29 protein-coding genes and 1 other RNA gene are annotated in these 24,976 nt (G+C 66.1%); 11 read left to right on the top strand and 19 right to left on the bottom strand.

Annotated features, from left to right (window positions below; genetic code table 11):
* Positions 1 to 75 precede the first annotated feature (75 nt).
* The gene (locus G5A46_RS07080; RefSeq protein ID WP_163848608.1) at positions 76 to 591 is read right to left on the bottom strand and encodes a c-type cytochrome; all 516 of its coding nucleotides are present in this window, start codon (positions 589 to 591) and stop codon (positions 76 to 78) included.
* A 142-nt stretch (positions 592 to 733) separates the two neighbouring features.
* Between G5A46_RS07080 and G5A46_RS07075 the strand changes: the two genes are divergently transcribed.
* Complete coding sequence (locus G5A46_RS07075) at positions 734 to 1,570, top strand: prephenate dehydratase (RefSeq protein WP_163848606.1); 837 nt, start codon at positions 734 to 736, stop codon at positions 1,568 to 1,570.
* A gap of 3 nt (positions 1,571 to 1,573) precedes the next feature.
* Here G5A46_RS07075 and G5A46_RS07070 read toward each other — a convergent pair whose 3' ends face one another.
* Together G5A46_RS07070 and nudC are read right to left on the bottom strand one after the other, a co-directional pair.
* On the bottom strand, positions 1,574 to 2,038 hold the full coding sequence (locus G5A46_RS07070; protein ID WP_163848604.1) for an SRPBCC family protein: 465 nt from the start codon (positions 2,036 to 2,038) through the stop codon (positions 1,574 to 1,576).
* 67 nt (positions 2,039 to 2,105) lie between these two features.
* A complete protein-coding gene (gene nudC / locus G5A46_RS07065; RefSeq protein ID WP_163849920.1) occupies positions 2,106 to 3,071 on the bottom strand; it encodes an NAD(+) diphosphatase in 966 nt (321 codons plus the stop codon).
* Between the two features lie 235 nt (positions 3,072 to 3,306).
* On the opposite strand from nudC, the gene G5A46_RS07060 reads away from it, so the two are divergent.
* Both G5A46_RS07060 and ffs read left to right on the top strand, forming a co-directional pair.
* Positions 3,307 to 5,286 carry a bifunctional 2',3'-cyclic-nucleotide 2'-phosphodiesterase/3'-nucleotidase gene (locus G5A46_RS07060; RefSeq protein ID WP_204318702.1) on the top strand — a complete coding sequence of 660 codons (1,980 nt, stop codon included), beginning with the start codon at positions 3,307 to 3,309 and terminating at the stop codon, positions 5,284 to 5,286.
* A gap of 162 nt (positions 5,287 to 5,448) precedes the next feature.
* Positions 5,449 to 5,545, top strand: an RNA gene (ffs, locus tag G5A46_RS07055) — signal recognition particle sRNA small type.
* A gap of 68 nt (positions 5,546 to 5,613) precedes the next feature.
* Here ffs and G5A46_RS07050 read toward each other — a convergent pair.
* Positions 5,614 to 5,922 (bottom strand): hypothetical protein, encoded by a 309-nt coding sequence (locus G5A46_RS07050; RefSeq protein WP_163848602.1) that lies wholly within the window; start codon positions 5,920 to 5,922, stop codon positions 5,614 to 5,616.
* 28 nt (positions 5,923 to 5,950) lie between these two features.
* On the bottom strand, positions 5,951 to 6,805 hold the full coding sequence (gene ypfJ / locus G5A46_RS07045; protein WP_163848600.1) for a KPN_02809 family neutral zinc metallopeptidase: 855 nt from the start codon (positions 6,803 to 6,805) through the stop codon (positions 5,951 to 5,953).
* A gap of 162 nt (positions 6,806 to 6,967) precedes the next feature.
* Between ypfJ and G5A46_RS07040 the strand changes: the two genes are divergently transcribed.
* From G5A46_RS07040 to recR, 3 genes are all read left to right on the top strand, one after another.
* Positions 6,968 to 8,857, top strand: coding sequence for a DNA polymerase III subunit gamma/tau (locus G5A46_RS07040; protein ID WP_163848598.1), 1,890 nt, complete (start codon positions 6,968 to 6,970; stop codon positions 8,855 to 8,857).
* A gap of 100 nt (positions 8,858 to 8,957) precedes the next feature.
* Entirely contained in the window at positions 8,958 to 9,302 is a 345-nt protein-coding gene (locus tag G5A46_RS07035) for a YbaB/EbfC family nucleoid-associated protein (protein WP_163848596.1), read from the top strand.
* Between the two features lie 16 nt (positions 9,303 to 9,318).
* Complete coding sequence (gene recR / locus G5A46_RS07030) at positions 9,319 to 9,912, top strand: recombination mediator RecR (protein ID WP_163848594.1); 594 nt, start codon at positions 9,319 to 9,321, stop codon at positions 9,910 to 9,912.
* A 181-nt stretch (positions 9,913 to 10,093) separates the two neighbouring features.
* Here recR and G5A46_RS07025 read toward each other — a convergent pair whose 3' ends face one another.
* Positions 10,094 to 11,239, bottom strand: coding sequence for an NAD(P)/FAD-dependent oxidoreductase (locus G5A46_RS07025; RefSeq protein ID WP_163848592.1), 1,146 nt, complete (start codon positions 11,237 to 11,239; stop codon positions 10,094 to 10,096).
* Positions 11,240 to 11,356: 117 nt separating this feature from the next.
* Positions 11,357 to 12,097, bottom strand: coding sequence for a DUF1013 domain-containing protein (locus G5A46_RS07020; RefSeq protein WP_163848590.1), 741 nt, complete (start codon positions 12,095 to 12,097; stop codon positions 11,357 to 11,359).
* 129 nt (positions 12,098 to 12,226) lie between these two features.
* Here G5A46_RS07020 and G5A46_RS07015 point away from each other — a divergent pair, with 129 nt between their 5' ends.
* Positions 12,227 to 12,892 carry a ribonuclease T2 family protein gene (locus G5A46_RS07015; protein ID WP_163848588.1) on the top strand — a complete coding sequence of 222 codons (666 nt, stop codon included), beginning with the start codon at positions 12,227 to 12,229 and terminating at the stop codon, positions 12,890 to 12,892.
* 90 nt (positions 12,893 to 12,982) lie between these two features.
* On the opposite strand, the gene G5A46_RS07010 is transcribed toward G5A46_RS07015, so the two are convergent.
* Together G5A46_RS07010 and G5A46_RS07005 are read right to left on the bottom strand one after the other, a co-directional pair.
* Positions 12,983 to 13,960, bottom strand: coding sequence for an NAD(P)H-quinone oxidoreductase (locus tag G5A46_RS07010; RefSeq protein WP_163848586.1), 978 nt, complete (start codon positions 13,958 to 13,960; stop codon positions 12,983 to 12,985).
* A gap of 81 nt (positions 13,961 to 14,041) precedes the next feature.
* Positions 14,042 to 14,722, bottom strand: coding sequence for a COQ9 family protein (locus G5A46_RS07005; RefSeq protein ID WP_163848584.1), 681 nt, complete (start codon positions 14,720 to 14,722; stop codon positions 14,042 to 14,044).
* 116 nt (positions 14,723 to 14,838) lie between these two features.
* On the opposite strand from G5A46_RS07005, the gene rpsU reads away from it, so the two are divergent.
* Complete coding sequence (rpsU, locus tag G5A46_RS07000; RefSeq protein WP_005614280.1) at positions 14,839 to 15,045, top strand: 30S ribosomal protein S21; 207 nt, start codon at positions 14,839 to 14,841, stop codon at positions 15,043 to 15,045.
* A gap of 87 nt (positions 15,046 to 15,132) precedes the next feature.
* Here the strand turns inward: rpsU and mscL are convergent, their stop codons facing one another.
* Complete coding sequence (gene mscL / locus G5A46_RS06995) at positions 15,133 to 15,570, bottom strand: large conductance mechanosensitive channel protein MscL (protein WP_163848582.1); 438 nt, start codon at positions 15,568 to 15,570, stop codon at positions 15,133 to 15,135.
* Positions 15,571 to 15,709: 139 nt separating this feature from the next.
* Between mscL and G5A46_RS06990 the strand changes: the two genes are divergently transcribed.
* Positions 15,710 to 16,408 carry a glutathione S-transferase N-terminal domain-containing protein gene (locus G5A46_RS06990; RefSeq protein ID WP_163848580.1) on the top strand — a complete coding sequence of 233 codons (699 nt, stop codon included), beginning with the start codon at positions 15,710 to 15,712 and terminating at the stop codon, positions 16,406 to 16,408.
* Between the two features lie 81 nt (positions 16,409 to 16,489).
* On the opposite strand, the gene G5A46_RS06985 is transcribed toward G5A46_RS06990, so the two are convergent.
* The 9 genes from G5A46_RS06985 to pyk all read right to left on the bottom strand — a co-directional run bounded on the left by G5A46_RS06985 (position 16,490) and on the right by pyk (position 24,002).
* Complete coding sequence (locus G5A46_RS06985; RefSeq protein ID WP_163848578.1) at positions 16,490 to 16,945, bottom strand: YtoQ family protein; 456 nt, start codon at positions 16,943 to 16,945, stop codon at positions 16,490 to 16,492.
* 14 nt (positions 16,946 to 16,959) lie between these two features.
* Positions 16,960 to 19,359, bottom strand: a complete 2,400-nt coding sequence (pheT, locus tag G5A46_RS06980; protein WP_163848576.1) for a phenylalanine--tRNA ligase subunit beta — start codon at positions 19,357 to 19,359, stop codon at positions 16,960 to 16,962.
* 1 nt (position 19,360) lies between these two features.
* Positions 19,361 to 19,645 carry a YrhK family protein gene (locus G5A46_RS06975; RefSeq protein WP_163848575.1) on the bottom strand — a complete coding sequence of 95 codons (285 nt, stop codon included), beginning with the start codon at positions 19,643 to 19,645 and terminating at the stop codon, positions 19,361 to 19,363.
* Entirely contained in the window at positions 19,642 to 20,079 is a 438-nt protein-coding gene (locus G5A46_RS06970) for an ASCH domain-containing protein (RefSeq protein ID WP_239520655.1), read from the bottom strand. Before G5A46_RS06970 ends, G5A46_RS06975 begins: the two co-directional genes overlap by 4 nt.
* A gap of 88 nt (positions 20,080 to 20,167) precedes the next feature.
* Positions 20,168 to 21,232 (bottom strand): phenylalanine--tRNA ligase subunit alpha, encoded by a 1,065-nt coding sequence (pheS, locus tag G5A46_RS06965; RefSeq protein ID WP_163848572.1) that lies wholly within the window; start codon positions 21,230 to 21,232, stop codon positions 20,168 to 20,170.
* 362 nt (positions 21,233 to 21,594) lie between these two features.
* Positions 21,595 to 21,960: a 50S ribosomal protein L20 gene (gene rplT, locus G5A46_RS06960; RefSeq protein ID WP_163848570.1), complete on the bottom strand. Its 366-nt coding sequence runs from the start codon at positions 21,958 to 21,960 to the stop codon at positions 21,595 to 21,597.
* A gap of 12 nt (positions 21,961 to 21,972) precedes the next feature.
* Positions 21,973 to 22,173 (bottom strand): 50S ribosomal protein L35, encoded by a 201-nt coding sequence (gene rpmI, locus G5A46_RS06955; RefSeq protein WP_163848568.1) that lies wholly within the window; start codon positions 22,171 to 22,173, stop codon positions 21,973 to 21,975.
* A 113-nt stretch (positions 22,174 to 22,286) separates the two neighbouring features.
* On the bottom strand, positions 22,287 to 22,523 hold the full coding sequence (locus tag G5A46_RS06950; protein WP_163849918.1) for a hypothetical protein: 237 nt from the start codon (positions 22,521 to 22,523) through the stop codon (positions 22,287 to 22,289).
* 33 nt (positions 22,524 to 22,556) lie between these two features.
* Positions 22,557 to 24,002, bottom strand: coding sequence for a pyruvate kinase (gene pyk / locus G5A46_RS06945; RefSeq protein WP_163848566.1), 1,446 nt, complete (start codon positions 24,000 to 24,002; stop codon positions 22,557 to 22,559).
* Between the two features lie 253 nt (positions 24,003 to 24,255).
* Between pyk and G5A46_RS06940 the strand changes: the two genes are divergently transcribed.
* Positions 24,256 to 24,582, top strand: coding sequence for a tautomerase family protein (locus tag G5A46_RS06940; protein ID WP_163848564.1), 327 nt, complete (start codon positions 24,256 to 24,258; stop codon positions 24,580 to 24,582).
* Positions 24,583 to 24,600: 18 nt separating this feature from the next.
* Positions 24,601 to 24,918, top strand: coding sequence for a DUF1244 domain-containing protein (locus G5A46_RS06935; protein ID WP_163848562.1), 318 nt, complete (start codon positions 24,601 to 24,603; stop codon positions 24,916 to 24,918).
* Positions 24,919 to 24,976 lie beyond the last annotated feature (58 nt).

Here is a 24,976-nt window from a genome sequence, read left to right as displayed (position 1 = left end):
CCGGTGCGGCGGCTGGCCATGAAAAAGGCCGCACCCCCGGAGGGGGCACGGCCGATCCCGCGAAAACTGCCGGCCTCAGCCGCCCAGCGAATCGAGATAGGCGATCAGGTTGGCCCGGTCCTCCACCTTGCGCAGGCCGGAGAAGGTCATCTTGGTGCCCGACGCGGTGCCGCGCGGATCTTCGAGGAAGGCGCTCAGATTCTCGGGCGTCCAGGTGTCGAAATTGGCGGCCAGCGCGCCGGAATAGCCAAAGCCGTCCACCGCCGCGACCGCACGGCCGACAACCCCGTCCAGGTGCGGACCGGTGGCGTCGGTGCCGTCCAGCTTGTGGCAGGCCTTGCACTTGGAGAAGACGCGCGCGCCCTTGTCCACATCGGCCGAGGCCAGGACCTCGGCGAAATCGACGGTCTCTTCCTCGGCGCCGGCATCTTCCTCGACACCGGTGTCGATCACGTAGGCCTGGGCGTGATCATCGCCATGGCCCCCGCCGCTGGTGTACAGCAGCTCACCGGCCCAGCCGCCCAGCATGAAAACCAGCAGGGCGCCGCAGAAGCCGCCGATAATCTTCGTCATCGTCATCGTATCAAACATGGAATGCCGCGCCCCTGATATCTCTGTCGCTTGGTGCTCGGCGCGTATCTATATGCTTCCCCTCCTTTTGCGCAAGGTGTACTTACCGCGACGAAACGCCCTTGGCGGACTAGACACCCACCGGCAGGAAAGAACGCAGCCCATGACCACCCCCCGCATCGCCTTTCAGGGTGAACTCGGCGCCTATTCCCACCAGGCCTGTGTGGAAGCGCGGCCCGACCACGCCCCCCTGCCCTGCCGCAGCTTCGAGGATGCCTTTGCCGCCGTGCGGGATGGCGAGGCGGAGCTGGCGATGATGCCAGTGGACAATTCCACCTTCGGCCGCGTGGCGGATGTGCACCACCTGATGCCCGGCTCGGGCCTGGCGATCGTGGGCGAGGCCTATGTGCGCGTGCATATCAACCTTCTGGTCCTGCCCGGCACCACACTGGAGCAGATCAAAAGCGCCACCTCCCACCAGATGCTTCTGGGCCAGTGCCGGGGCTACCTGTCCGAACACGGGATCGAACGGATCACCGGGTCCGACACCGCCGGATCGGCCCGGCTGATCGCCGAACAGACGGACCCGACCCGCGCCGCGCTGGCCTCGGAGCTGGCGGGAGAGGTCTATGGCCTGGATGTGCTGGCGCGCCATATCGAGGACCACGCCCACAACACCACCCGGTTCCTGATCATGTCGCGCCAGGCCGACATGACACGACGTGGCGAGGGGAAGATGGTCACCAGCTTCGTCTTCACCGTGCGCAACATTCCCGCCGCGCTGTACAAGGCGATGGGCGGATTCGCGACCAACGGCGTCAACATGACCAAGCTGGAAAGCTACATGAAGAACGGCAGCTTCACCGCCACCCAGTTCTACGCCGAGATCGACGGCCACCCCGAGGATCCCAACGTCCGCCTGGCGCTGGACGAGCTGGGGTTCTTCTCCTCCGAGGTCGAGGTTCTGGGCACCTACCCCGCCGCCAAGGCGCGGGGCTGATCCCTACGCCCGCCCCGACCGGTTCTCGATCATCGCGCCGAATTCGGCGAGGCGGTTGGACAGGCGGGTCTCGATATTGCCGCGAGCCAGCTTCAGCGATTGCACAAGCAGCCGGGTGGACAGGGTCTGCGGTTTCAGGTCCAGCTCAACCCGCAGGCGGGTGCGGCGCGGCGACAGGGGGACCACGTCGATCAGCACATGCCCCTTCAGCCCGTCGGATTCGCCCAGCATCGCCAGTTTCTCCGCCGGGACGACATCCGTGACCGACAGGCGCATTTCCCGCGTGCGGCCGCGCAGGTCGAAGGCGGTGTCCCAGCAGGTGCCGCGCGCGACATGGCCGTCGCCCTCGACCCGGCAAATGCGGGCACCCCGGCGAATCGCCGACCGCTCGAAGAACTCGAAATCGGTGACGGCCGCGTAGACCTCGGCGGTCGGGGCGGCGATATCCTGTTTACCTGCGATCTTCATAACCCGTCCTGCCTTGTTCCGTGCCTGCCTCGCCCGATCCAGCCTTAGCCGCGCCGGAGGAAACCCGTCAATCCAGCCGATCCGCCAACCAGTTGCGCAATATGAACTCCGCGATAGCCCCTCTTCGTGGCTGTTTTATGGTCGGATGCGTTCCGGCAAAGACATTGCCCATTTCCTCCCGGGGAAGCCATAGCGCGTCGTCCAGCTCTACCGGGTCCAGGGTGATGTCTTCGGCCAGCGCCTCGCCGTGGCAGGCGAACATCAGCGAATTGGGAAAGGCCCAGGGCTGGCTTGCCAGGTAGCGCACGCGGCCGACGGGCACCTGGGTTTCCTCCATCACTTCCCGGCGCACGGCGGCCTCGATCGGCTCGCCCGGTTCGACGAAACCGGCCAACATCGAGTACATGCCCGGCGGCCAGCCCGGCGACCGGCCCAGCAACGTCTTGTCGCCGCTGGTGATCAACATGATGACCACCGGATCGGTGCGCGGGAAATGCGGCGTGCGGCAGGCCGGACAGTTGCGTTGCCAGCCCGCCTGCGTCACTTCGCTGGGCTGGCCGCAGCTGGCGCAGAACCGGTGCGACCGGTGCCAGTTCATCAGCGCCCGCGCCGTGGTGGCGATTTCCGCGTCGCGCGGAGCAAGGCGCGCCATGACCGACCGCAGATCAGCCAGCACCAGCGCCGGGTCCAGCGCCGGATGCTGCGGCAATTCGGGCGCGGCCCAGCCGGGCGCAGGTTCGGCAAAGGGATCGCCCTCGGGCGTCCAGCCGGAGATATCGCTGGCAAACAACAATCCGTCGCCGTCCCGGCCCATCAGGATCGGCTCTTCGCGCGCATCCGCCAGCACGGGATGGTTCATCGGCAGGCGCGCCACGGTACCCGGGCCGGACATCAGCACATTGCCGCGCCAGAATAGCGCCGTCCGGCTGGTCCCGGCTGACCTGGCGAAGCGCAGCACATCCGCCTGGCCGCGCAATTCCGCCGCCCGGTCCAGCCCCGATCCGCCGAATGTCACCTCTTCGGCAATCCGCATGGTCATTCGTTCGTGTCCTCCGGGGCAGGTGCAAGTCGCGCGCACAGTGCCGCGCGCCCCGACGATTGGCAATGGCACCGCTCCCGCCACAGCTTGCAGTTGCGCGAGCATCGAAAACACGCCAGCATCCCCTGACGGAAAGACGGCGCTGACCCGAAACTGTCAAGAAGGTGTCACCGCCGCGCTGCATAGCTGCGCCGATCGACCTATGCCCACAGAATCACGGGAGAGCATGATGCCTCGCACATTGACCACCAACCTTGACCGCCGGACCTTCCTGACCGGGACCATTGCGGGGGCCTCCTTGCTCAGCCTTCATCCCTTCTCCGCGCGGGCCGCGACCAACCAGGCGCATCTGCGCATCATGGAGACGACAGACCTGCATGTGCACGTCTTCCCCTACAATTACTACGCCGACCGGCCCGACGACACCGTCGGCCTGGCGCGCACGGCCGCCCATGTCGCGGGCATCCGCGGCGAGGCGACGAATGCGCTGCTGATCGACAATGGCGATTTCCTGCAGGGCAATCCGATGGGCGATTACATCGCCTATGAACGCGGCATGAAGGAAGGCGACCTGCATCCCGTCATCCAGGCCATGAACGCCCTTGGCTTCGATGCCTCCACCCTGGGCAATCACGAATTCAACTACGGCCTGGATTTCCTGACCAAGGCGCTGGCCGGTGCCGATTTCCCCGTCGTCTCCGCCAACGTGGTCAAGGAGATGGGTGCCACCCCCACCGCCGACACCACCCTGATCCCGCCCTACGTGATCCTGGACCGCAAGGTGACGGATGGCGCCGGGCAGGAGCACGCGATCAAGGTCGGGCTGATCGGCTTTGTCCCGCCGCAGATCATGAATTGGGACCGCAAGCACCTGGAAGGCAAGGTGCAGGCCCGCGACATCGTGGAAACCGCCCGCGCCTATATCCCCCAGATGAAGGAAGAGGGCGCCGACATCATCATCGCCCTGTCCCATTCCGGCATCGGCAGCGCCGATCATTCCGATGGCATGGAAAACGCCTCTGTCCCGCTGGCCGGGCTGGACGGGGTGGACGCGATCCTGACCGGGCATTCCCACCTGGTCTTCCCGTCTCCCACCTATCAGGATTTCGCCGGCGTCGACCTGACCGCCGGGACGATCCACGGCACCCCCGCCGTCATGGGCGGGTTCTGGGGCTCTCACATGGGGTTGATCGACCTGATGCTGGAACGGGAAGGCGGCGCCTGGCGCGTTGTCACCCACGAGGTCAGCACCCGCCCGATTTATGAACGCGGCGAGGATCGCAAGATCACCCCGCTGGTGGAAAGCGACGCGGCGGTGCTCGCCTCGGTGCAGGCCGAACATGACGCGACGCTGGATTACGTGCGCCGCGCAGTGGGCGAGACCTCGGCCCCGCTGCACTCCTACTTTGCGCTGGTGGCCGATGACCCTTCCGTTCAGATCGTCAGCAATGCCCAGACCTGGTATATCGCGGAGATGCTGAAAGGCACCGAACACGCCGCCCTGCCCCTGCTGTCCGCCGCCGCGCCGTTCAAGGCCGGCGGTCGGGGCGGCCCGGATTACTACACCGAGGTGGAGCCGGGCCCGGTGGCGATCAAGAACGTCGCCGACCTCTACCTGTACCCCAACACGATCCGCGCCGTGAAGGTCACGGGCGCGCAGCTGCGCGGCTGGCTGGACCGCTCTGCCGGGATGTTCAACCGGGTGACGCCGGGCAGCCGGGACACCCCGCTTCTGAACCCCGCCTTCCCGTCCTACAATTTCGACGTGATCGATGGGGTGACATATCGGATCGACCTGTCGCAGCCCTCCCGCTTTGATGCCAAGGGGGTGGAAATCAACCCGGGCGCCAGCCGGATCACCGATCTGGCCTACCAGGGCCAACCGGTCACGGACGAGATGGAATTCGTCATCGCCACCAACAATTACCGCGCCTCCGGCGGCGGCGATTTCCCCGGTGCAAAGGGCGATACCATCATTTTCGAAGGACCGGACACCAACCGCGACATCATCGTGCGCTACCTGGTGGAGCAGGGAACCGTGAACCCCAAGGCCGATGCCAACTGGACCTTCGCTGCCATGGACGACACCACGGCCCTGTTCGAAACCGGCCCCGGCGCCGCGCGCTATGCCGAAACGGTGGAGGGCGTGGACATCGAACCCGCCGGCGAGGGAGAGGGCGGCTTTGCCCTCTACCGGATGCATTTCTGATCCTCGCCCCGGCATGATGCCGCGTGCCTGCGCATGATCCTGCGGCGCCGTCCTCTCCGGGGCGGCGCCGCGTTGCTTTGCCGTGTCGGCGGCGCGCGGTCCTGAACGTCGTCCCGGCACGCCCCCTTGCGAATCCGCGCCGCGCGCCCTATGTGATGGATCGAGAGGTTGGCGCGGGCAGGCGCCTCGCCAACCCGGTCAGATCCGGAAGGAAGCAGCCGTAACGAGCCCCGCTTGGGTCGTTGTCCAGCCTCTCACCCTCCCCCCTCTCCGCGATGTACTGATGGCCGGTCAGGACAAGGTTGCGTTCAGGCCCGCCCCGACCAGCTATTGCAGGCGTGCCACCAGGATCAGCACCACGACCAACAGCACCAATCCCCCGGCCAAGCCTGCCGGCAGGCGCCCCGCCGCACCGCGCAGGCTGCGCCAGGGATAGCCCCGCGACAGCGCGACCAGGATCACCGCCAGCAGCGTCGCCCCGATCTGGTACTTGAAGAATTCCGAGACCCGGTTCAGCCCCCGGGTGAATCCGTCGCCCACTGGCCCGACCAATCCCGGCATGACAAAGGACGCGGAAAAACAGGCCAGCCACAGCCCGAAGACCCCCCAGAACACGATCGCCGATCCGCGCCTCATCCCGTCTGTCCCCGCATCATGGCCCGCCTCACAACTTCGGGGCGGAGAAGGTATCGCAGCTTTCGATATCCGCCGAATCATATCCGCGCGCGAACCATTGCGACCGCTGCGCCGACGTGCCGTGCGTAAAGGTATGCGGTTGCGGCACCCGACCGGCGCTGCGTTGCAGATGGTCGTCACCGATCATCCGCGCGGCGTTCAGCGCCTCTTCGATATCGCCGGGCTCCAGCAACCCGTCGACATGCGCGGCCCAGACCCCGGCCAGGCAATCGGCCTGCAATTCCAGGCGCACGGTCAGGGCGTTGGCCTCCACCTCGCCGGAGCGCTGACGCGCCTGCTGAACCTGGCCCAGGATCCCCAGCTCGTTCTGGATGTGATGCGCAACCTCATGCGCGATCACATAGGCGGCGGCGAAATCGCCCTCGGCGCCCAGCCGCTCGGCCAGGGTGGCAAAGAACGCGGTGTCCAGGTAGGCCTTGCGATCCGCCGGGCAGTAGAACGGCCCCGTCGCGGCAGAGGCTCCGCCGCAGGGGCTGGCCGTCTCACCGGAGAACAGCACCATGACAGGCGGGCGATAGGTCTCTCCCAGCTGTTCCTTGAAGACACCGGTCCAGACGTCTTCGGTCGTGGTCAGGACCTGCCCGGCGAATTCGGCGGCGCGGGCTTCTTCGGGGGTCAGATCCTGCGGCGCGCTGGCCGTGCTGCCGGATGGCGCGCCGCCGGTCAGCAGGGGGGTGACATCGACGCCGGTGAAATAGCCGATGGCCAGCACCACTACGACACCGCCCAGCCCCAGCCCGCCCAGGGCGCCACCACCGCCCCTGCGGCCGTTGCGCCGGCGGTCCTCGATGTTGCTGCTGCGCCTGACACCCCTAAGCCGCATGGTGTTTCCCCCAACACATGTTCGCCGCGATAATGGCCCGATCATGGCGCGGGGCAAAGCAATTTCGGCACATCCGCCAGCCTGTCGTCTCGGCGCTGGATTTCGGGGCGCCGACCGCTTAGGTTCGGCCACCGGAACTGCCCCGGACCCAAGGATCACCGCATGAGCGAGACGGACCAGCCAGCCTATCAGGTGCTGGCGCGCAAGTACCGCCCCGAGACCTTCGCCGACCTCGTCGGGCAGGAGGCGATGGTCCGCACCCTGAAGAACGCCTTTGCCGCCGATCGGATCGCGCAGGCCTTCATCATGACGGGGATTCGCGGCACCGGCAAAACCACCACCGCGCGGATCATTGCCAAGGGGATGAACTGCATCGGCCCTGACGGCACCGGCGGGCCGACCACCGATCCCTGTGGGCAATGCGAACATTGCGTCGCCATTTCCGAGGGCCGGCATGTCGACGTGATGGAGATGGACGCCGCCTCGCGCACCGGGGTCGGCGACATCCGCGAAATCATCGACAGCGTGAATTACCGTGCCGCCTCCGCCCGGTACAAGATCTACATCATCGACGAGGTTCACATGCTGTCCACCAGCGCATTCAACGCGCTGCTGAAGACGCTGGAAGAACCGCCGGCGCATGTGAAATTCATCTTTGCCACCACCGAGATCCGCAAGGTGCCGGTGACCGTCCTGTCCCGCTGCCAGCGGTTCGACCTGCGCCGGATCGAGCCGGAGGTGATGATCGGGATGCTGACCCGCATCGCCACCGCCGAGGGCGCGCAGATCGCCGATGACGCGCTGGCCCTGATCACCCGTGCCGCCGAAGGATCGGCCCGCGACGCGACCTCCCTCCTGGACCAGGCGATCAGCCACGGCGCCGGAGAAACCACCGCCGAGCAGGTCCGTGCCATGCTGGGTCTGGCGGATCGCGGCCGGGTGCTGGACCTCTACGAGATGATCATGCGGGGCGACGCCGCCGCCGCGCTGACCGAATTGTCGGGGCAATATGCCGACGGCGCAGACCCGATGGCCGTGCTGCGCGACCTGGCGGAGATCACGCATTGGATTTCCGTGGTCAAGATCACCCCCGATGCCGCCGAAGATCCCACCGTTGCGCCCGACGAACGCGCCCGTGGCCTCGCCCTGGCGGAGAAACTGCCGATGCGGGCGATGACCCGGATGTGGCAGATGCTTCTGAAGGCGCTGGAAGAAGTCGCCGCCGCGCCCAATGCCATGATGGCCGCCGAGATGGCGGTGATCCGCCTGACCCATGTCGCCGACCTCCCCTCCCCCGAGGAACTGGTGCGCAAGTTGCAGGACCACCCCACCCCGCCGCCGCAGGGCGGGCCGGGCGGCTCGGGCGGGGGTGGCCCTGTGGGCCATGGCGGCGGTGCTGGTGGCGGGGGGGGTGGCGGTCAGCCCCCCGCGCATAATCCGCATCCTGCCGCCCCCGCGCAGGGTAGCCCGCAGGCCATGGGCGCCACGGGCACCATGGCCCACACGGCCCATCACGGCCCGGTCGGGAATGGGCCCTCTGGTGGCGGCCCAGCTGGTGGCAGCTGGTCCGGCGCCGGACCCACGGCGCAGCTGGCGCAGGACGTGGATCAGGCTCTCGCCCGGTTCCCGACTTTTGAACATGTCGTCGAATTCGTCCGCGCCAATCGCGACATCAAGCTGCTGGTGGATATCGAGACGGGGATGCGCCTTGTCTCCTATCGGCCGGGCCGGATCGAATTCACCCCTGCCCAGGGCACGCCCAAGGATCTGGCGCAGCGGCTGGGCACCCGCCTTCAGGGCTGGACCGGCAACCGCTGGGCGATCATCATCGCCAACGAGGGCGGCGCCGAGACGATCGCGGAGAAACGCGACGCCAAGGCGCTGGCCCTGCGCCGCTCGGCGGAGGAACATCCCATGGTTCGCGCCGTCTTCGACGTCTTTCCCAAATCCCGCATCACCCAGGTCCGCACCCCGGACGAGATCGCCAGCCAGGCGCAGGTCGACGCCCTGCCCGAGGTGGAAGACGAGTGGGATCCCTTCGAGGAAGAATGACAGCCACCTTGTCCTCGGGACGGGAAGCGCCGATATCAGGCAGAACCGCAATTCACCGGGCCGCGCGCCCGAACCGCACAATCCAGAAGGAGCGACAGGCATGTTCAAGGGCCTCGGGCAAATGGGCGACATGGCCAAGATGATGAAGGCCGCCAAGGAAATGCAGCAGAAGGTCACCGACCTTCAGGAAGAGTTGCACACCATGACCGTGACCGGCGAAAGCGGCGCGGGGTTGGTGAAGGCCGTGGCGACCGCGAAGGGGGAGCTGAAGTCGCTGGATATCGACCCGTCGATCTTCAACACCGACGACAAGGAAGTGGTGGAGGATCTGATCCTTGCCGCGATCAAGGACGCCCAGCACAAGGCCAGCGACAAGTCACAGGAAGAAATGGGCAAGATCACCGAAGGGCTGGGCCTTCCCGCCGATTTCAAGATGCCGTTCTGAGGGCATCCCCGGCGGCATGAGCGGCAATCGCGACATCGAGGCGCTGATCGACATGATGGCGCGGCTGCCGGGGCTTGGCCCCCGGTCGGCCCGCCGTGCCGTTCTGCACATGATCCGCAAACGGGAGTTGCTTCTGACCCCCTTGGCCGATCTGCTGCACCACGTCGCCGCGACCGTCCGCGAATGCGAGACCTGCGGCAATCTGGGCACTGACCGGATCTGCGACATCTGCCAGTCGCCGAAACGCACCACCGATGAAATCTGTGTGGTGGAAGACGTCGCCGACCTGTGGGCGATGGAACGATCGAACGTGTTTCGCGGCCGGTATCACGTTCTGGGTGGCACGCTTTCCGCGCTGGATGCCATTGGCCCCGACGATCTGCGCATCCCCGACCTGATCGCCCGCGTCGCGGCAGAAGGCGTGACAGAGGTCATCCTGGCGCTGAACGCCACTGTCGATGGCCAGACCACCGCCCATTACATCGCCGACCAGCTGGAGGGGCAGGTGCGCCTGACTTCTTTGGCGCAGGGCGTGCCGATCGGGGGGGAGCTGGACTACCTCGACGACGGCACCATCAGCGCCGCGCTGCGCGCCCGCAAGGAACTGTAGCCCGCAGCGCCGGTGTCCAAGAGGCCGTTGCCGCAGGAAACCCGCGCCCCACGGCGTCTTCGACCAGAAGCAGCAAAGAGGCCGCGGCCGATGACCTTGCCTCAATGTCCACTCCCAGGAGCAGGCCGCGCGGGCGCTGGCTTCCTGCTCCGCCCCCTCGTCATGGCATGCACCTCACCGCTCAGGCCACCGCAGCCTCCCGCGCCCAGTCGGGCAGGGTTTCGCCCCGGACCTGCATCGCGCCCAGCCGCCCGACCTCGTCCGAACATTTCGCCCCGCGCCCGCCGCCGCCAATCACGCTGTGCACGCGCTCCGACAGGTCGGTCAGGTGGGGGATGTTGTCGGGTGTATAGGTGGTCACGCAGGCAAGCCGGTCCCGCCCGGCGATAGCCAGCCCCGGCATCCGCGCGGTCAACTGATCTTCGAGCATCGCCGCAACCTCCGGGTCGCCACCGGACCGGAACCAATCCACCAGCTCGGCACGGTCGCGCAGTTCCCGATCCACACGGTCGCCGCCCATCTTCAGGCAGATCCGCCCGTCGGGATAGCGGATCGGCGGGAGAAGATAGGGGTCCTCCCCGTTTGGCAGCAGGTGGATCAGCGTCGGCATCTCCGACAGGCGCGCGGCCTCCTGTGCAGTGACCTCGAACAGGGCGGCGGTGCGGGCAAAGACCTTGAACGGCAGCTGCTCCCCGGTCAGCAACCGGCTGAAGCCGCCGGTGGCCAGCAGCACACGGTCGAAATGCAGCGTCCCGGACCCCGCCAATGTCAAGGCGACGGAGCCTGCGCGATCGTCCAGCGAAATCACCTCCTCGGCCAGATGTCGGGCGCCGTGGCGCAAGGCCAGCGTGATCTGCGCCCGGACCATGGCGCGGGGATCGATATGGCCCGCGTCCGCAGGCTCATGCAGGCCCAGCGTGCCTTCGGGAAAGGTGAAATAGGGGAACCGCGCAGCCAGTTCGCCATTGCGCAACACGTCGCAGGAGATCTTGTCACGCCGCGCCACCGATTGCAGTCGGTCCATCTGCGCGCTGCCCTCCGGCCCGGACATCAGCGATCCCGCCTCGGTGAAGAAGGGGATACCGCTGTCGGCCTCGATCACCCGATATCGCGCGATGGAGGCGCGGGAAACCCGCGACCAGAACGGCCAGGGATCCAGCCCGCGCGTGATCCGACCGGCGTCATAATGGCTGGCGAAAAGGCCGGTATGATCCGCCGGGCGCGCCGGCTCCCCCGGCCCGATCAGGGTCACATCCGCGCCATCGCGGGCCAGATATTTCGCGGCGGCGGCACCGAACATGCCCGCGCCGATGACGGCAATCCTCATGACGATCCCTCTCCTTGCTGACCCGCAGCAAAGCGCAGGGCCATCCCGGCCGCAAGGGTCCGCCACGAAAAACGGCCGCCCCGAAGGACGGCCGTCATCCGCACGCGGCGGCACGTCTCAATCCGTATCTTCGTCCGACGAATCCGGCAGGTTGAAGAAACTGTCGGCGTCGTAGACCTTTTCCTTTTCCTGATCGTCGTCATTGTCCGACAGGGAGAAGGTTTCCAGCCCCTCGATCGCAGTGGGAATGCGCGGCTCTGCCTCCATGCCCAGGCTCTGCTCCGTCGACAGCAGGCGGCGGCGGTCGTCATCGGACATCGCGGCACCATCGGCGGCTTTCTTCTGGGCGGCCTTCTGAACGGCCTGGTCCAGTTCAGACTGCTTGCACAGCCCCAGGGCGACCGGGTCGATCGGCTGGATGTTGGCGATGTTCCAATGGGTCCGCTCACGGATCGCCTGGATCGTCGGTTTGGTCGTACCCACCAGCTTGGAGATCTGGCTGTCTGCCAGCTCCGGGTGGAATTTCACCAGCCAAAGGATTGAGGCCGGGCGATCCTGGCGCTTGGACAGCGGAGTATAGCGCGGACCCCGGCGTTTTTCCTCGCCGACGGCGGCGGGGTTGAACTTCAGCTTCAGCTTGTAGAACTTGTCTTTTTCCGCCTTGTCGATCTCGGCCTGGGTCAACTGGCTGTTGGCGACGGGATCAAACCCCTTCACCCCGGCGGCCACGTCGCCATCCGCGATCCCCTGAACCTCCAGCTCGTGCATGCCGGTGAAATCGGCAATCTGCTTGAACGTGATGGTCGTGTTGTCCACCAGCCAGACGGCGGTGGCCTTGGCCATGATCGGTTTGCCCATCGTTTCAACTCCTCAAAATCGTCCCGTCGCTTGCCGGGACAAGCGGTCCCGGACGGGGCCGGAACAGTTTCCGTTGTGGGGGAACTTGAGGTGCATATAGTCGTCATGAAGATGAAATGGAAGAGTCGAATGCTGTACCGCCTGATCCCTGCCCTTCGTCGCCTGTGCCTGGTCCCGGCACTGGTCCTGGCCTCCGCCCTGCCCCTGCGCGCCGAGGGCGAAATCGCGGGAGAGTTCGATTACTACGTGCTGGCCCTCAGCTGGTCACCGACCTGGTGTACCCTGGAAGGACGGGCGCGCAATTCGCCGCAATGCGATCCCGGACAGCGGTTCGGCTGGGTGCTGCACGGGCTCTGGCCCCAGCACGAACGCGGCTGGCCCTCCCATTGCCGCACGGCGGAACGCCCGCCGTCGCGCCAGATGACCGCCGCGATGGCCGATATCATGGGGGCGCCGGGCGCCGCCTGGTACCAATGGAAGAAGCACGGCACCTGCGCCGGGCTGGCCGCGCCTGACTACTTTCGGCTGGCCCGGCTGGCCTATGACCGGATGAACCGCCCCGCCCTGCTGCGCGAGATCGGGCGCGATGTGCGCCTGCCCGCCACAGTGATCGAGGACGCGTTCCTGGAGGCCAATCCCGAGCTGGACGCCGACATGATCACCATCACCTGTCGCGACAGCCGTATCCAGGAGGCACGGATCTGCCTGACCCGCGATCTGGAACCGCGCCGCTGCGGCGCCGACACGCGCCGCGACTGCACCCGCCGCGATGCCCTGTTCGAGGCGATCAACTAGGCCGCCCGAACGATTCGCGCGCCGGGCGGAAAGGCGCCCGCCCCTGCGCCGGTGCGACGCATCCGGCCGCAACGGCGCAAGGTGCCGGGCTCAGCCGCCGACCTTCAGGACGATCTTGCCGATATGGGTGGAGGTTTCCATCAGCGCATGGGCCTTGGCCGCGTCGTCCAGCGCGAATTCGGTGTCGATCACCGGAAAGATCCGGCCAGCGTCCAGCAGTGGCCAGACCTGGTCGCGCAGGCCCTCCGCGATCTCCGCCTTCATCTCGTCTGTCTGCGGCCGCAGGGTGGAGCCGGTGATCGTCAGCCGCTTGACCATGACCTGGGCAAAGTTCAGCTCTGCCTTGGGCCCACCAAGAAAGGCGATCTGCACCAGCCGCCCGGCGATGTTCAGCAGCTTGACGTTGCGCGGGATGTAATCGCCGCCCACCATGTCCAGGATCACGTCTGCGCCGCCGGCGGCCTCTTTCACCACCTCGACGAAATCTTCCTCGCGGTAGTTGATCGCGCGCTCGGCGCCCAGCTCGACGCATTTGGCGCATTTCTCCGCCGATCCGGCTGTGGCAAAGACACGGGCGCCGAAATGGGCGGCCAGCTGGATCGCCGTTGTCCCGATCCCGGAGGAGCCTCCGTGCACCAGAAAGACCTCGCCCTTCTTCAGGGCGCCGCGCATGAACACGTTGGTCCAGACGGTAAAGTAGTTCTCCGGCAGGCAGGCGGCATCGCGCATCGACATGCCGCTGGGCACCGGCAGGCAATGGGCCCAGGGGGTCACGACTTCCTCGGCGTAGCCGCCGCCGGGCAACAATGCACAGACCTGCGCGCCCATGGCGCTCTCGGGCACGCCCGCGCCGATGGCCACGACTTCTCCGGAGGCTTCAAGGCCGGGCAGGTCGCTGGCGGTGGGCGGCGGCGCATAATTGCCCGCGCGTTGGGCGGCATCCGGGCGATTCACCCCGGCAAAGGCCACTTTCAGCCGGACCTGGCCCGGCGCCGGTTCCGGCGCCGACCGCTCGGCCGGGATCAGAACCTCCGGACCGCCGGGTTTGGAAATCTCGATGACGCGCATATGCTCTCCCCCTCTGGAATGGCGGGGGCGGTCACACGCCCCCGGGGCGCAGGTTTCCGACAATCCGGCGCCGGGGGCAAGTCACCCGCCGACGGAACCGGGAAAGCCGCGCCGCCCGCCGGGTTTGCGCACCCGCTCCAGCACCGACAATGGCCCGGCCAGCACCCGCCCCATCGGGCCGGAGGTCACGCGGGCCTTCACCTTCTCGAACTGCATGACATTGTCGATGCGCCGGTCCAGAAATGCCCAGGTCGCCTCTGCATCCGGGGTCTCGTCGCCCAGCCAGTAGAGGACAGTGGCGGAATAGACGCCGGACAGCGTGGCGCGCTTGGAATACCAGTTGATGTCATCGGAGGTGTCGCCAAGCGCGGTCCAGATCGCGTCGACGGTGCCCCAGACCGCACGCGCGCCGTCGGCGGCGTGGGGTGGCAAGGCGAACAGCGTCGCGCCCCGGCGCACCAGCTCCCGGTCCGCCCCGTCAAGGCGCAGCCGCACGGCATGGGCGATGCGGTCGCGAAACCGCAGCTCCGAAAGGTCGGCGGCGGTCAGGCGGCGCACCATCTCGGCATCGCCGCGCCGGTGATAGGCCAGCGCCAGATCCACCGCGCCGCGCGGATAGAGCGCCCGCGCCAGCGCCGGCGACACATCCGCATCCCGCGCCGCGGCGCTCAGCGTGGCGCTGCTCCAGCCGTCAAAGGGCACATGGCTCAGCGCGGCGTCCAGCAGGGCCTGGGCCGGATCGGGGGTGTGGCTTTCGCTCATCGGGGATCCTCCGGGTACGATGTCCTCTTTCACTGGACATTTAGGGCAACCACTGCTAGATGGCCACTTCCTGCTATCACATTGCAACTCTAAACTAGGAAGGTGGTGACACCACGATGCAGGTCAGTGTTCGCGACAACAATGTCGATCAGGCGCTCCGCGCCCTGAAGAAAAAGCTGCAACGCGAAGGCGTTTTCCGTGAAATGAAGCTCAAGCAACATTTCGAAAAACCGTCGGAAAAGAAAGCCCGCGAGAAAGCCGAAGCGATCCGCCGTGCGCGCAAGCTCGCACGCAAGAAAGCGCAACGCGAAGGTCTTCTCTGAAGCCTAATTCAGCGAACCTATTCGATACGTACCGAAGACGACCCCCGCGGCTGCCGCCCCGGGGGTTTGTCATTTTCAGGAGTCCGCTCAGGCCCGCGTCTTCAGCGAATCGCGGATTTCCAACAGCACGTCCAGCTGCGTGGGGCCTGCGGGCTTCTCCTCTGCGGGGGCGGTTTTCTCCTGCGCGACGACCTGGGCCTTGGCCCGGTTCACGGCCTTCACCAGCATGAAGACGACAAAAGCCACGATCAGGAAGTTGATCACCGCCATCATGAAAGCCCCGTAGGCAAAGACTGCCGCCCCGCCTTCGCGCGCGGCCTCAAGGCTGTCATAGGCCACGTCGCCGGACAGGACGACGAAATTATTGGTGAAATCCATCCCACCGGTGAACAAGCCGATGATCGGATTGATGAGATCGTCCACCATGCTTTTGACGATGGCGGTAAAGGCCGCCCCGATGATGATCCCGACGGCCATGTCCATGACATTACCCTTGGCGATGAAAGCCTTGAATTCATTCAGCATTTTCTACCCTTTTCCCGCATTGTGCACGGACGCGCCCATTCTCTGCGCCCGCGCACCGAGATTAGACCGCGGATCGCCGCCGACGAAGTGTTTTTGACTGCCCGACATCCTATTTATGTTTCGCAAACGGAGGATATTCATGTTTCCCGACGATTTTCCCATCACCGCCCGCTGGCCCGCCACGGATCCCAAGGTGATCCAGCTTTATTCCTATCCCACGCCCAACGGTGTGAAGGCCTCCATCATGCTGGAGGAAACCGGCCTGCCCTACGAGGCGCATCTGGTCACCCTGTCCGACGATGACGTGAAAAGCGATGCGTTCCTGTCCCTGAACCCCAACAACAAGATCCCCGCCCTGATCGACCCGACCGCCGCCAATGGCCCGGTGGAGCTGTTCGAATCCGGTGCCATCCTGATCTACCTGGCCGAAAAGACGGGCAAGTTCCTGCCGGCGGATGGCGCGGCGCGGGCTGATGTCCTGAAATGGCTGATGTGGCAGATGGGTGGGCTGGGCCCGATGCTGGGGCAGCTGGGGTTTTTCTACCGGTTCGCCGGCAAAGATATCGAAGATCCCCGCCCGCGCGACCGCTACATCGGCGAGGCGCGGCGGCTTCTGACGGTCCTGAATGGCGCGCTTGACGGTCAGGACTGGATCGCGGGCGATTACTCCATCGCGGATATCGCCATCGTACCCTGGCTGCGGGCGATTGATTTCTACGAGGCGCATGATGTGCTTGGCACGGCGGATTTCGCCAATATCGCCGCCTACCGCGCCCGGTTCGAGGCACGCCCCGCGGTTCAGAAAGGTCTGAACATTCCGAAGCCTCCGAATTCCTGAAGGTCCGGAACTGTCGGATCCTTCGGAACTCTCGGAATTTTCAGAAACGCCCCGGCCCTGATCAGGGCCGGGGCGTGATCGTCAGCCGGGCAGCGCGCCGGTCAGCACGTAGCGCAGGCAATCCACCACCTGCTGCGGCGTTTCCGTGACGGCTTGCGCGGCGGCATCCACTTCCTTCAGCGCGTGCTGATGGTCCGCGCCGTGCATCACGATCAGCGACTTGCCCAAGGCGGCCGCATAGCCCGCGTCAAAGGCCGCGTTCCACTGCTTGTACTTCTCCCCGAACCGCACGACGACGACGTCGGCCTGTTCGATCCCCATACGGGTGCGGATGGCATTCAGCTGGGCGCCCTTGCGGTCGTGCCAGAACTTCCGCTCTTCCGCGCCCAGGATCGCGACGCCGCAATCGTCACTGGCACCGTGGTCCGTGACCGGCGCGAAGAAGGCGATGTCCAGATCCAGATCGCGGGCTCCCGCGATGATCTGATCCCGCCAATCGGTGTGGATCTCGCCGGACAGATAGACATTCAGGGTCATGGCTTTTCTCCTTCTCAGCCGCGCAGGGTGCCGCCGGTGGCCTTCGCCACCTTGTCGACGATCTTCTGCGACAGCGCCTCGATTTCCTTTTCGGTCAGGGTCTTGTCCACCGGCTGTACGCGCACGGTCAGGGCAAGCGATTTGCGCCCCTCCCCCAGCGACCCGCCGATGAATTCGTCAAAGACGCGCACTTCGGCGATCAGTGTCTTGTCCGCGCCGGCGGCCGCGTTCACCAGGTCCAGCGCCTGCACATCCGCATCGACGACAAAGGCGAAATCGCGGTCCACCGCTTGCAGGTCGTTCAGATGCAGCGCCGGGCGGGCGGTGTCGGAATTGCGCGGCTGGGGGATCTCCTCCGGCCAGAGGGTAAAGGCCACGGCGGGCCCCTTCACGTCCAGCGCCTGCAACACGCGCGGATGCACCTCGCCAAAGGCGGCCAGCATCTTCTTCGGCCCCAGGCAGATGCGCCCGTGACGACCGGGGTGCAGGTAATCCGGCCCGTCGCGCAGGATCTGCACCTTGGCAGGAGCGCCCAGGGCGGCCAGGATCGCCTCCGCATCGGCCTTGGCATCGTAGACATCGACAGGACGGCTGGCGCCGTGCACGTCCTTGGGCCCCGTGCGACCGACCAGCAGGCCGGTGACCTGGGTGTGCTGTTCGCCCGGCTCGCCACCATGCCAGGCGGCGCCGACCTCGAACAGGGCCATGTCCGTGAAGCCGCGCGCCTGATTGCGGGCGGCGGCTTGCAACAATCCGGGCAGCAGCGCGGGGCGCATGTGGCTCATCTCGGACGAGATCGGATTGGCCACCATCGTCGCATCATCGCCCCCGCCGAACAGCGTGGCGGCCGCCCGATCGATGAAGCTGTAGGTGACGCATTCATTGTACCCCAGCGCGGCGGCGGTACGGCGGGCGCGTTGCTCGCGGGCCTGCAACGGCGTCAGGATCGGGCGCGGCACGCCGGCGGTGACGCGCGGCATCGGTTTGGGCTCCAGCCGGGTGAGGGAGGCGATGCGCGCCACCTCTTCGACCAGGTCGGCCTCTCCCTGGACATCAGGCCGCCAGGACGGGACATGCGCCATGTCCCCCTCCATGACAAAGCCCAGACGTTCCAGCGTCGCGCGCTGATCGTCGGCCGGGATATCCATCCCGACAAGCGAGGAACAGCGGTCCGTATCCAGTCGATAGGCGCGGGCTACATCGGGCACCGCACCCGCAGTCACCACATCCGAAACCGCGCCACCGCAAAGATCCACAATCAGGGCGCAGGCCCGGTCCAGCCCCTCCATGTTGAAGCCGGGGTCGATGCCGCGTTCGTTGCGGTAGCGGGCGTCGGAATTGACCTTCAGGGCGCGCCCGGCATGGGCGATGGAGACGAAATCCCAGAATGCCGCCTCGACAAAGACGTTCTGCGTCTCCTCCGTACAGCCGGAGGCCAGGCCGCCCATGATACCGCCGATGCTTTCCACGCCGTTGTCGTCGGAAATCACCAGCGCGCCCTGCGGCATGGCATAGGTCTTTTCATCCAGGGCCAGCAGTTCTTCGCCTCCGGCGGCGCGGTGGATGCGCAGCGGGCCCGCGATCTTGTCGGCATCGAAGACGTGCAGAGGACGGTTCAGATCGTGGGTGAACAGGTTGGTCACATCCACCAGCGCCGAAATCGGGCGCAAGCCGATGGCGCGCAGCTTCTGTTGCAGCCAGGCGGGGCTGGGGCCGTTCTTCACCCCCCGGATCAGGCGCCCGGCAAAGACGTGGCAGCCATCGGCGGCATTATCGGCAATCGTCACCTCCACCGGGCAGGGGCCGGTGGTGGCGGGCAGGGGCGCATCGGGCAGCGGCTTCAGCGTGCCCAGCCCGCGCGCAGCCAGATCCCGGGCCACCCCGCGCACGCCCAACGCATCGGGGCGGTTGGGGGTGATCGCGATCTCGATCACCGGGTCCACGGCGGCGGGGCGGTGCTGCGCCAGCCAGTCGGCGAATTCCTCCCCCACCTCGCCCGAGGGCAGTTCGATGATGCCGTCATGTTCGTCCGACAGCTCCAGCTCCCGCTCCGAGGCCATCATGCCATGGCTTTCGACGCCGCGGATCTTGCCCACGGAAATCGTGATATCGAGGCCGGGAATATACATCCCCGGCTTGGCCAGGACGACGGTGATGCCCGCCCGCGCGTTCGGCGCGCCGCAGACGATCTGTTTCTCGCCCTCGTCGGTGGTGACCTTGCACACCCGCAGCCGGTCCGCATCCGGGTGCTGCTCCGCCTCCGTCACCTTGGCCAGGGTAAAGCCGCGCAGACGGGCGGCGGGGTCTTCGACGCCCTCGACCTCCAGCCCCAGATCGGTCAGCGTATCCAGGATCTCGGGCAGGGTCGCCGTGGTTTCCAGGTGGTCTTTCAGCCAGGACAGGGTGAATTTCATGTCAATGATCCTTCAGGCGTTCGGCGAGGTCTTCGGTATCGCCCATCGAAGCAAGTTTGAGTTCCCGCGCCATGCGCAGTGTCGGCTTGACGGCAAAGAGGATGGACCCCACGAGGAAGAACCAGGTGCCCGCCGTCTGGAGGTCCTGGAAGAAAAAGAGGACAGAGCCCACGATGAACGTCGCCGCAGCGGCGAAATCGACCATTGTATAGGCGATTTCGAACAGCGCGTAGATGCGCCGGCTGCGGTGGCTGTTTTCCCGGTTTTCGTGGCGAAAGAATTTCATGATCTTCGCTCCGTTCCGTTGGTTTCGTCAGGTCCGTTACTTCCGTCCGCAGCGAAGTCCCGCAGCAGGCGGAACCGTTCCCAAACAATCATCTCCGCCTCGGGCGCGGCCAGACCCTGGCGGCGGAAATAGGCTCCGTAGCCCTGTTGCCAATGCGCCAGGTCGCGGAATTCGGCCTGGGGGCGCACCATCGCTTCGGTCATCTGGTCGAACCGCAACAGCCGGACCTCCCGGGTCTCCAGTTCGACCGCGGGGGCACCGTCCCAGTCCAGCGCGATGTCGCGGCGACCAACCACCGGCATGGGCGCGCTCTCTTCCGTGAATTCGGCCAGACGGGCGCAGGTGGCCGTCTTGGCCCCCGCTCGCACCAGGGCCAGCACCTCGTCGCACAGGGCACGGCTGTCGCCGAAGGTGAAGGTGACGGGGTCCGTCATCCCATCCTCCGGCATGACGGGCGCATGTCGCCGGTTGGTGGCCCTGCTCGGGCCACGACATGTCGTGCAGAACTGTCGCTGCCCGCGCTCACACCCCGCCCCGGATGGTCGGCACCTGCAACGCGCTGAAGCCGTAGTGGCGCAGCCAGCGCAGGTCGCTGTCGAAGAAGGCGCGCAGGTCGGGGATGCCGTATTTCAGCATCGCGATCCGGTCGATCCCCATGCCGAAGGCGAAACCCTGGTATTCATCGGGATCGATCCCCCCGGCCTTCAGAACCTTGGGGTGCACCATGCCGGAGCCCAGAACCTCCAACCAGTCGTCGCCCTGCCCGACCTTCACCATACCCCCCTCGAAGGAGCATTGGATGTCCACTTCCGCCGAAGGTTCGGTGAAGGGGAAGTGGGAGGCGCGGAAGCGGGTCTTTACCTTCGTGCCGAAGAAGGCCGAGAAGAATTCCTCAAGCACCCATTTCAGGTTCGCCATCGACAGGTCGCGGTCGATCGCCAGCCCCTCGATCTGGTGGAACATCGGCGTGTGGGTCTGGTCGTAATCTGCGCGGTAGACGCGCCCCGGCGCGATGATGCGGATCGGCGCCCCCTGATCCAGCATGGAGCGGATCTGCACCGGCGATGTATGGGTGCGCAACACATGGGGCGGACGGTCGTCGCCCTCGGCCCGGTGCATGTAAAAGGTATCCATCTCGGCCCGGGCGGGATGATGGCCGGGGATGTTCAGCGCGTCGAAATTGTACCAGTCGGTTTCGATCTGCGGCCCTTCGGCCACGGCAAAGCCCATGTCGGCGAAGATCGCGGTGCATTCCTCCCAGACCTGGGAAACGGGGTGCACGCTGCCCTGGCGGCCGGGCCGGCCGGGCAGGGTCACGTCCAGCCATTCGGCGCGCAGCCGGGCCTCCAGCGCCGCATCACCCAATGCAGCCTTGCGCGCGGAAAGGGCGGAATTGATCTCGTCCTTCAGGGCGTTCAGCGCGGGGCCGGCGACCTGCCGTTCCTCGGCCGTCATCCTGCCCAGCTCTCGCATCTTCAGGCTGATCTCGCCCTTCTTGCCCACTGCCTGCACCCGCAGGGTTTCCAGCGCGGATTCGTCCGCCGCCGCCCCGATGGCTTCCAGCCACTTCGCTTTCAGATCGTCCATCGCCGCCTCCTGTCGCAGACGGCGTTGGGGTTATCACAGGCGCGTGGGAATGCAAGCTCGGGCGCGGGGCGGAGGGGCGCGGCGTCAAGCACCTGCTACGGCGCGGTGATGCTGGCGGGACCGGCAGAGGCCCAGTTTGGCCGAGATTGGCAGCACCCCGGCGAGAGGCGATAGCGCGGCCTGACCGGGCTGGCATCCGCCCTGGAAGGCAGTGAAATTCGAGGGCGAAGCAGGGGGCGCTGCCCCCTCTTGAGCTCCGCTCAATTCACCCCCGCGGTATTTCGGCCCGAAGGGGCCCAATGCAAAAAGCCGCCCCCGAAGGAGCGGCTTTCGCGATGGTCAAGCCTGTGCGGCGGCGCGATTTACGCGGCCAGCGCGCCCTTGGCTTTGTCCACGATGGCACCGAAGGCTTCGGGCTCGTTCACGGCGAGATCGGCCAGAACCTTGCGGTCCACTTCGATACCGGCCAGGGTCAGGCCATTGATGAAGCGGGAATAGGTCAGCGCTTCGTCATGGGCACGGACGGCGGCGTTGATCCGCTGGATCCACAGCGCGCGGAAGCTGCGCTTGCGGTTATGGCGGTCGCGCGTCGCGTATTGATTGGCCTTGTCAACGGCCTGGCGGGCAACCTTGAAGGTGTTCTTGCGGCGGCCGTAATAGCCTTTGGCTGCCTTGATGACCTTCTTGTGGCGGGCGTGGGTGGTGGTTCCACCTTTGACTCGGGACATTGCGGAACCTCCTTAGCGTGCGTAGGGCATCATCGGCTTGATGATCTGTTCATCAGCCTTCGACAGCGTGGTGGTTCCGCGCGCGTCGCGGATGAATTTGTTGGTGCGCTTGATCATGCCGTGGCGCTTGCCGGCCTGACCAGCCTTGATCCGGCCCGAGGCCGTGACCTTGAACCGCTTCTTGCAGCTCGACTTTGTCTTCATCTTGGGCATTTCGGTCTCCTGTCCGTAAAGGGCGCGCGACTCGGCATGCCACTTCGGGCCGGCCGCGCGATGGAAGGCGCCGTATAGGCGAGGCGGGGCGGGTTGGCAAGGGGGCCCGGCGCTCAGGGCAGAACCATCGCGGCGACCCGAATGAAGGCATGCGGCACTTCGGCGAAATCGTAGCGACCGGGATGCATCCGCACCATCCAGGCGATCAGCCCGCCCCCCGCGATCAGCACGAAGGCCGAGACGGAGGGCACCCGCCGGTCCGCATAGGCCGCAACCAGCGAGGGGATCGCCAGAATGCAAAGACAGGCGCCGATCACGAAGATGATGTCGCTGCGTGGTTCGGTGATCATCTCCGGCATCCGCGCCCCTCCCTTCGGGGCAGCCTAGTCCGGGGTGGAGGCAAAGATCAAACGTTCGTCGCAGGGGGCCACGCGCAGGATGTTGGTGGTTCCGGGCGTGTTGAAGGGCACGCCGGCGGTGATCACGATCTGGTCGGATTCATCGGCCAGGCCCATCTGGCGGGCGCCGCGCGCGCCGTTGACCACCGCCTGCTTGAACCGCTCCAGTTCGCTCGTCATCAGGCAGATCACGCCCCAGCTGAGGGTCAGCCGCCGTGCCGTGCCGCGCAGCGAGGTCATCGCCAGGATCGGCACGCGGGCGCGTTCGCGCGCGGTCAGAAGCGCGGTGCGGCCGCTTTGGGTAAAGCAGCAGATGACGCGGATATCCGTCGTCTCGGCGATCTCCCGCGCGGCGGCGACGATGCCGTCGGCGACGGAGCCGCGCACATCGGTGCGCGAGGCTTCGATGATCTGGCGGTAGTTCGGGTCGTTCTCTACCTCCTGCGCCACACGGTCCATGGTGGTGACCGCCTCCACCGGGTATTGCCCCGCCGCGGATTCGGCCGACAGCATCACCGCATCGGTGCCCTCGTAGATGGCGGCGGCCACGTCCGAAACCTCGGCCCGGGTGGGCATCGGGCTTTCGATCATGCTTTCCAGCATCTGGGTGGCGACGATCACCGGTTTCGCGGCCTTGCGGCAGGCGCGGACCAGACGTTTCTGAATCGGCGGCACGGCCTGCACGGGCATTTCCACGCCCAGATCGCCGCGCGCGACCATGATCCCGTCGGAGACTTCGAGGATCTCGTCAAAGGCCTTCACGGCGGCGGGTTTCTCGATCTTGGACAGGATCGCGGCCCGGCCATCGGCCAGGGTGCGGGCTTCGGTCACGTCTTCGGCGCGCTGGACAAAGGACAGGGCCAGCCAGTCGACCCCCAGCTGACAGACGAATTCCAGATCCCCGCGATCCTTTTCGGACAGGGCGGCCAGAGGCAGCACCGCGTCAGGCACGTTGACGCCCTTGCGGTTGGAGATGGTGCCGCCGATCGTGACCTCGCAATCGGCCCAGTCGGCGCCACAATCGCGGACTTTCAGGCGTATCTTGCCGTCATTGACCAGCAAGTCGGCGCCCGGCTCCAGCGCGGCGAAAATCTCGGGATGCGGCAGAGTTACACGGCTGAGGGTGCCCTCTTCTTCCTTGAGGTCGAGACGGAAGATCGCGCCCGGCTCCAGCTCCTCCGAGCCGTTGGCAAAGGTGCCGACGCGCAGCTTTGGACCCTGAAGATCGGCCAGAATGCCGATGGGGCGATCCACGTCCCGCTCTACCTTGCGGATAATCCGATGTTTCTCGCGAATTTCGTCGTGCGTGCCGTGCGACATGTTCAGGCGAAAGACATCGGCCCCCGCTTCGTGCAGGGCGCGGATCATCTCGTAATCCGACGATGACGGCCCAAGGGTTGCGACGATCTTGGTGTTGCGCAGGCGTCTCATCCGGTTCTTCCCCTTGTTGCGGCGCGGCTGCCATACCATAGCTGTTCCCGCGATGTTAGGGATAACAGTCCCGCCCGTCCCTTGCCAAACGGAAGTGTCGTTCCGATGACAAATCCGCCGCTGCGCGCCCTGCCCTGCCCGTTCCGGGAGCCACCAGGATGCAATTTCGGCGCAGCGCTTGCCTCCTGCCCCGTTCCGCGCAAATCTGATCGCAAGAGCGGCCCCGAGCCGTCCGACCGGAGAAGGAGAGAAGATGCCCCATATCGTCCTTGAGCATGGCGGATTGGACGTGGATATCGGGGCGATCTGCCGGGGCCTGCGCGCCGCCCTGGCCGCCGACCCCCGCGTCCCCGAAGACATCGTCAAGGTCCGCGCCTACGGCACGAGGGAATTTGCCCTCGGTCCCGAATACACCGGTTTCGCCCATGTCACTCTTCGCCTTCTGGACAAGCGCGGCCGGGATGAGCACATGTCCCATGCGACGCTGCTGCGCGACCTGTTGCAGGACCACCTGCCTGCCGGCACCGCGATTTCGGTGGAAACGGTGACGATCGCGTCCGACAGTTTCCGCAAGACCTGACACGCAAGGGGAACAGCCATGGATGACCAGACCCGCATCGAACTTGAAGCGGCCGCCTTTCGCACGTTGCGCGACCACCTGATGAAGCAGCGCCGCGATGTGCAGAACATCGATCTGATGAACCTGGCCGGGTTCTGCCGCAACTGCCTGTCGCGCTGGTACCAGGAGGCCGCGAATGCCCGCGACATCCCGATGAGCAAGGACGAGGCGCGCGAAATCTTCTACGGAATGCCTTACGAGACCTGGAAGACCGACCATCAGACGCCGGCCACTGACGAGCAGGCCGCAGACTTCCGCAAGAGCCATGACGAAAATGTCAGAAGTTCAGGCGACTGATCTGTTCACATCCTCTTGAGCAGGGGAGTGCAGTGCCCATCTAAGCCTTTCATGACAA

Source organism: Pseudooceanicola aestuarii (assembly GCF_010614805.1).
Lineage (GTDB): Bacteria > Pseudomonadota > Alphaproteobacteria > Rhodobacterales > Rhodobacteraceae > Pseudooceanicola > Pseudooceanicola aestuarii.
Note: the sequence above shows the minus strand (reverse complement) of the source record. Positions and strands in the feature narration are given on the sequence as shown.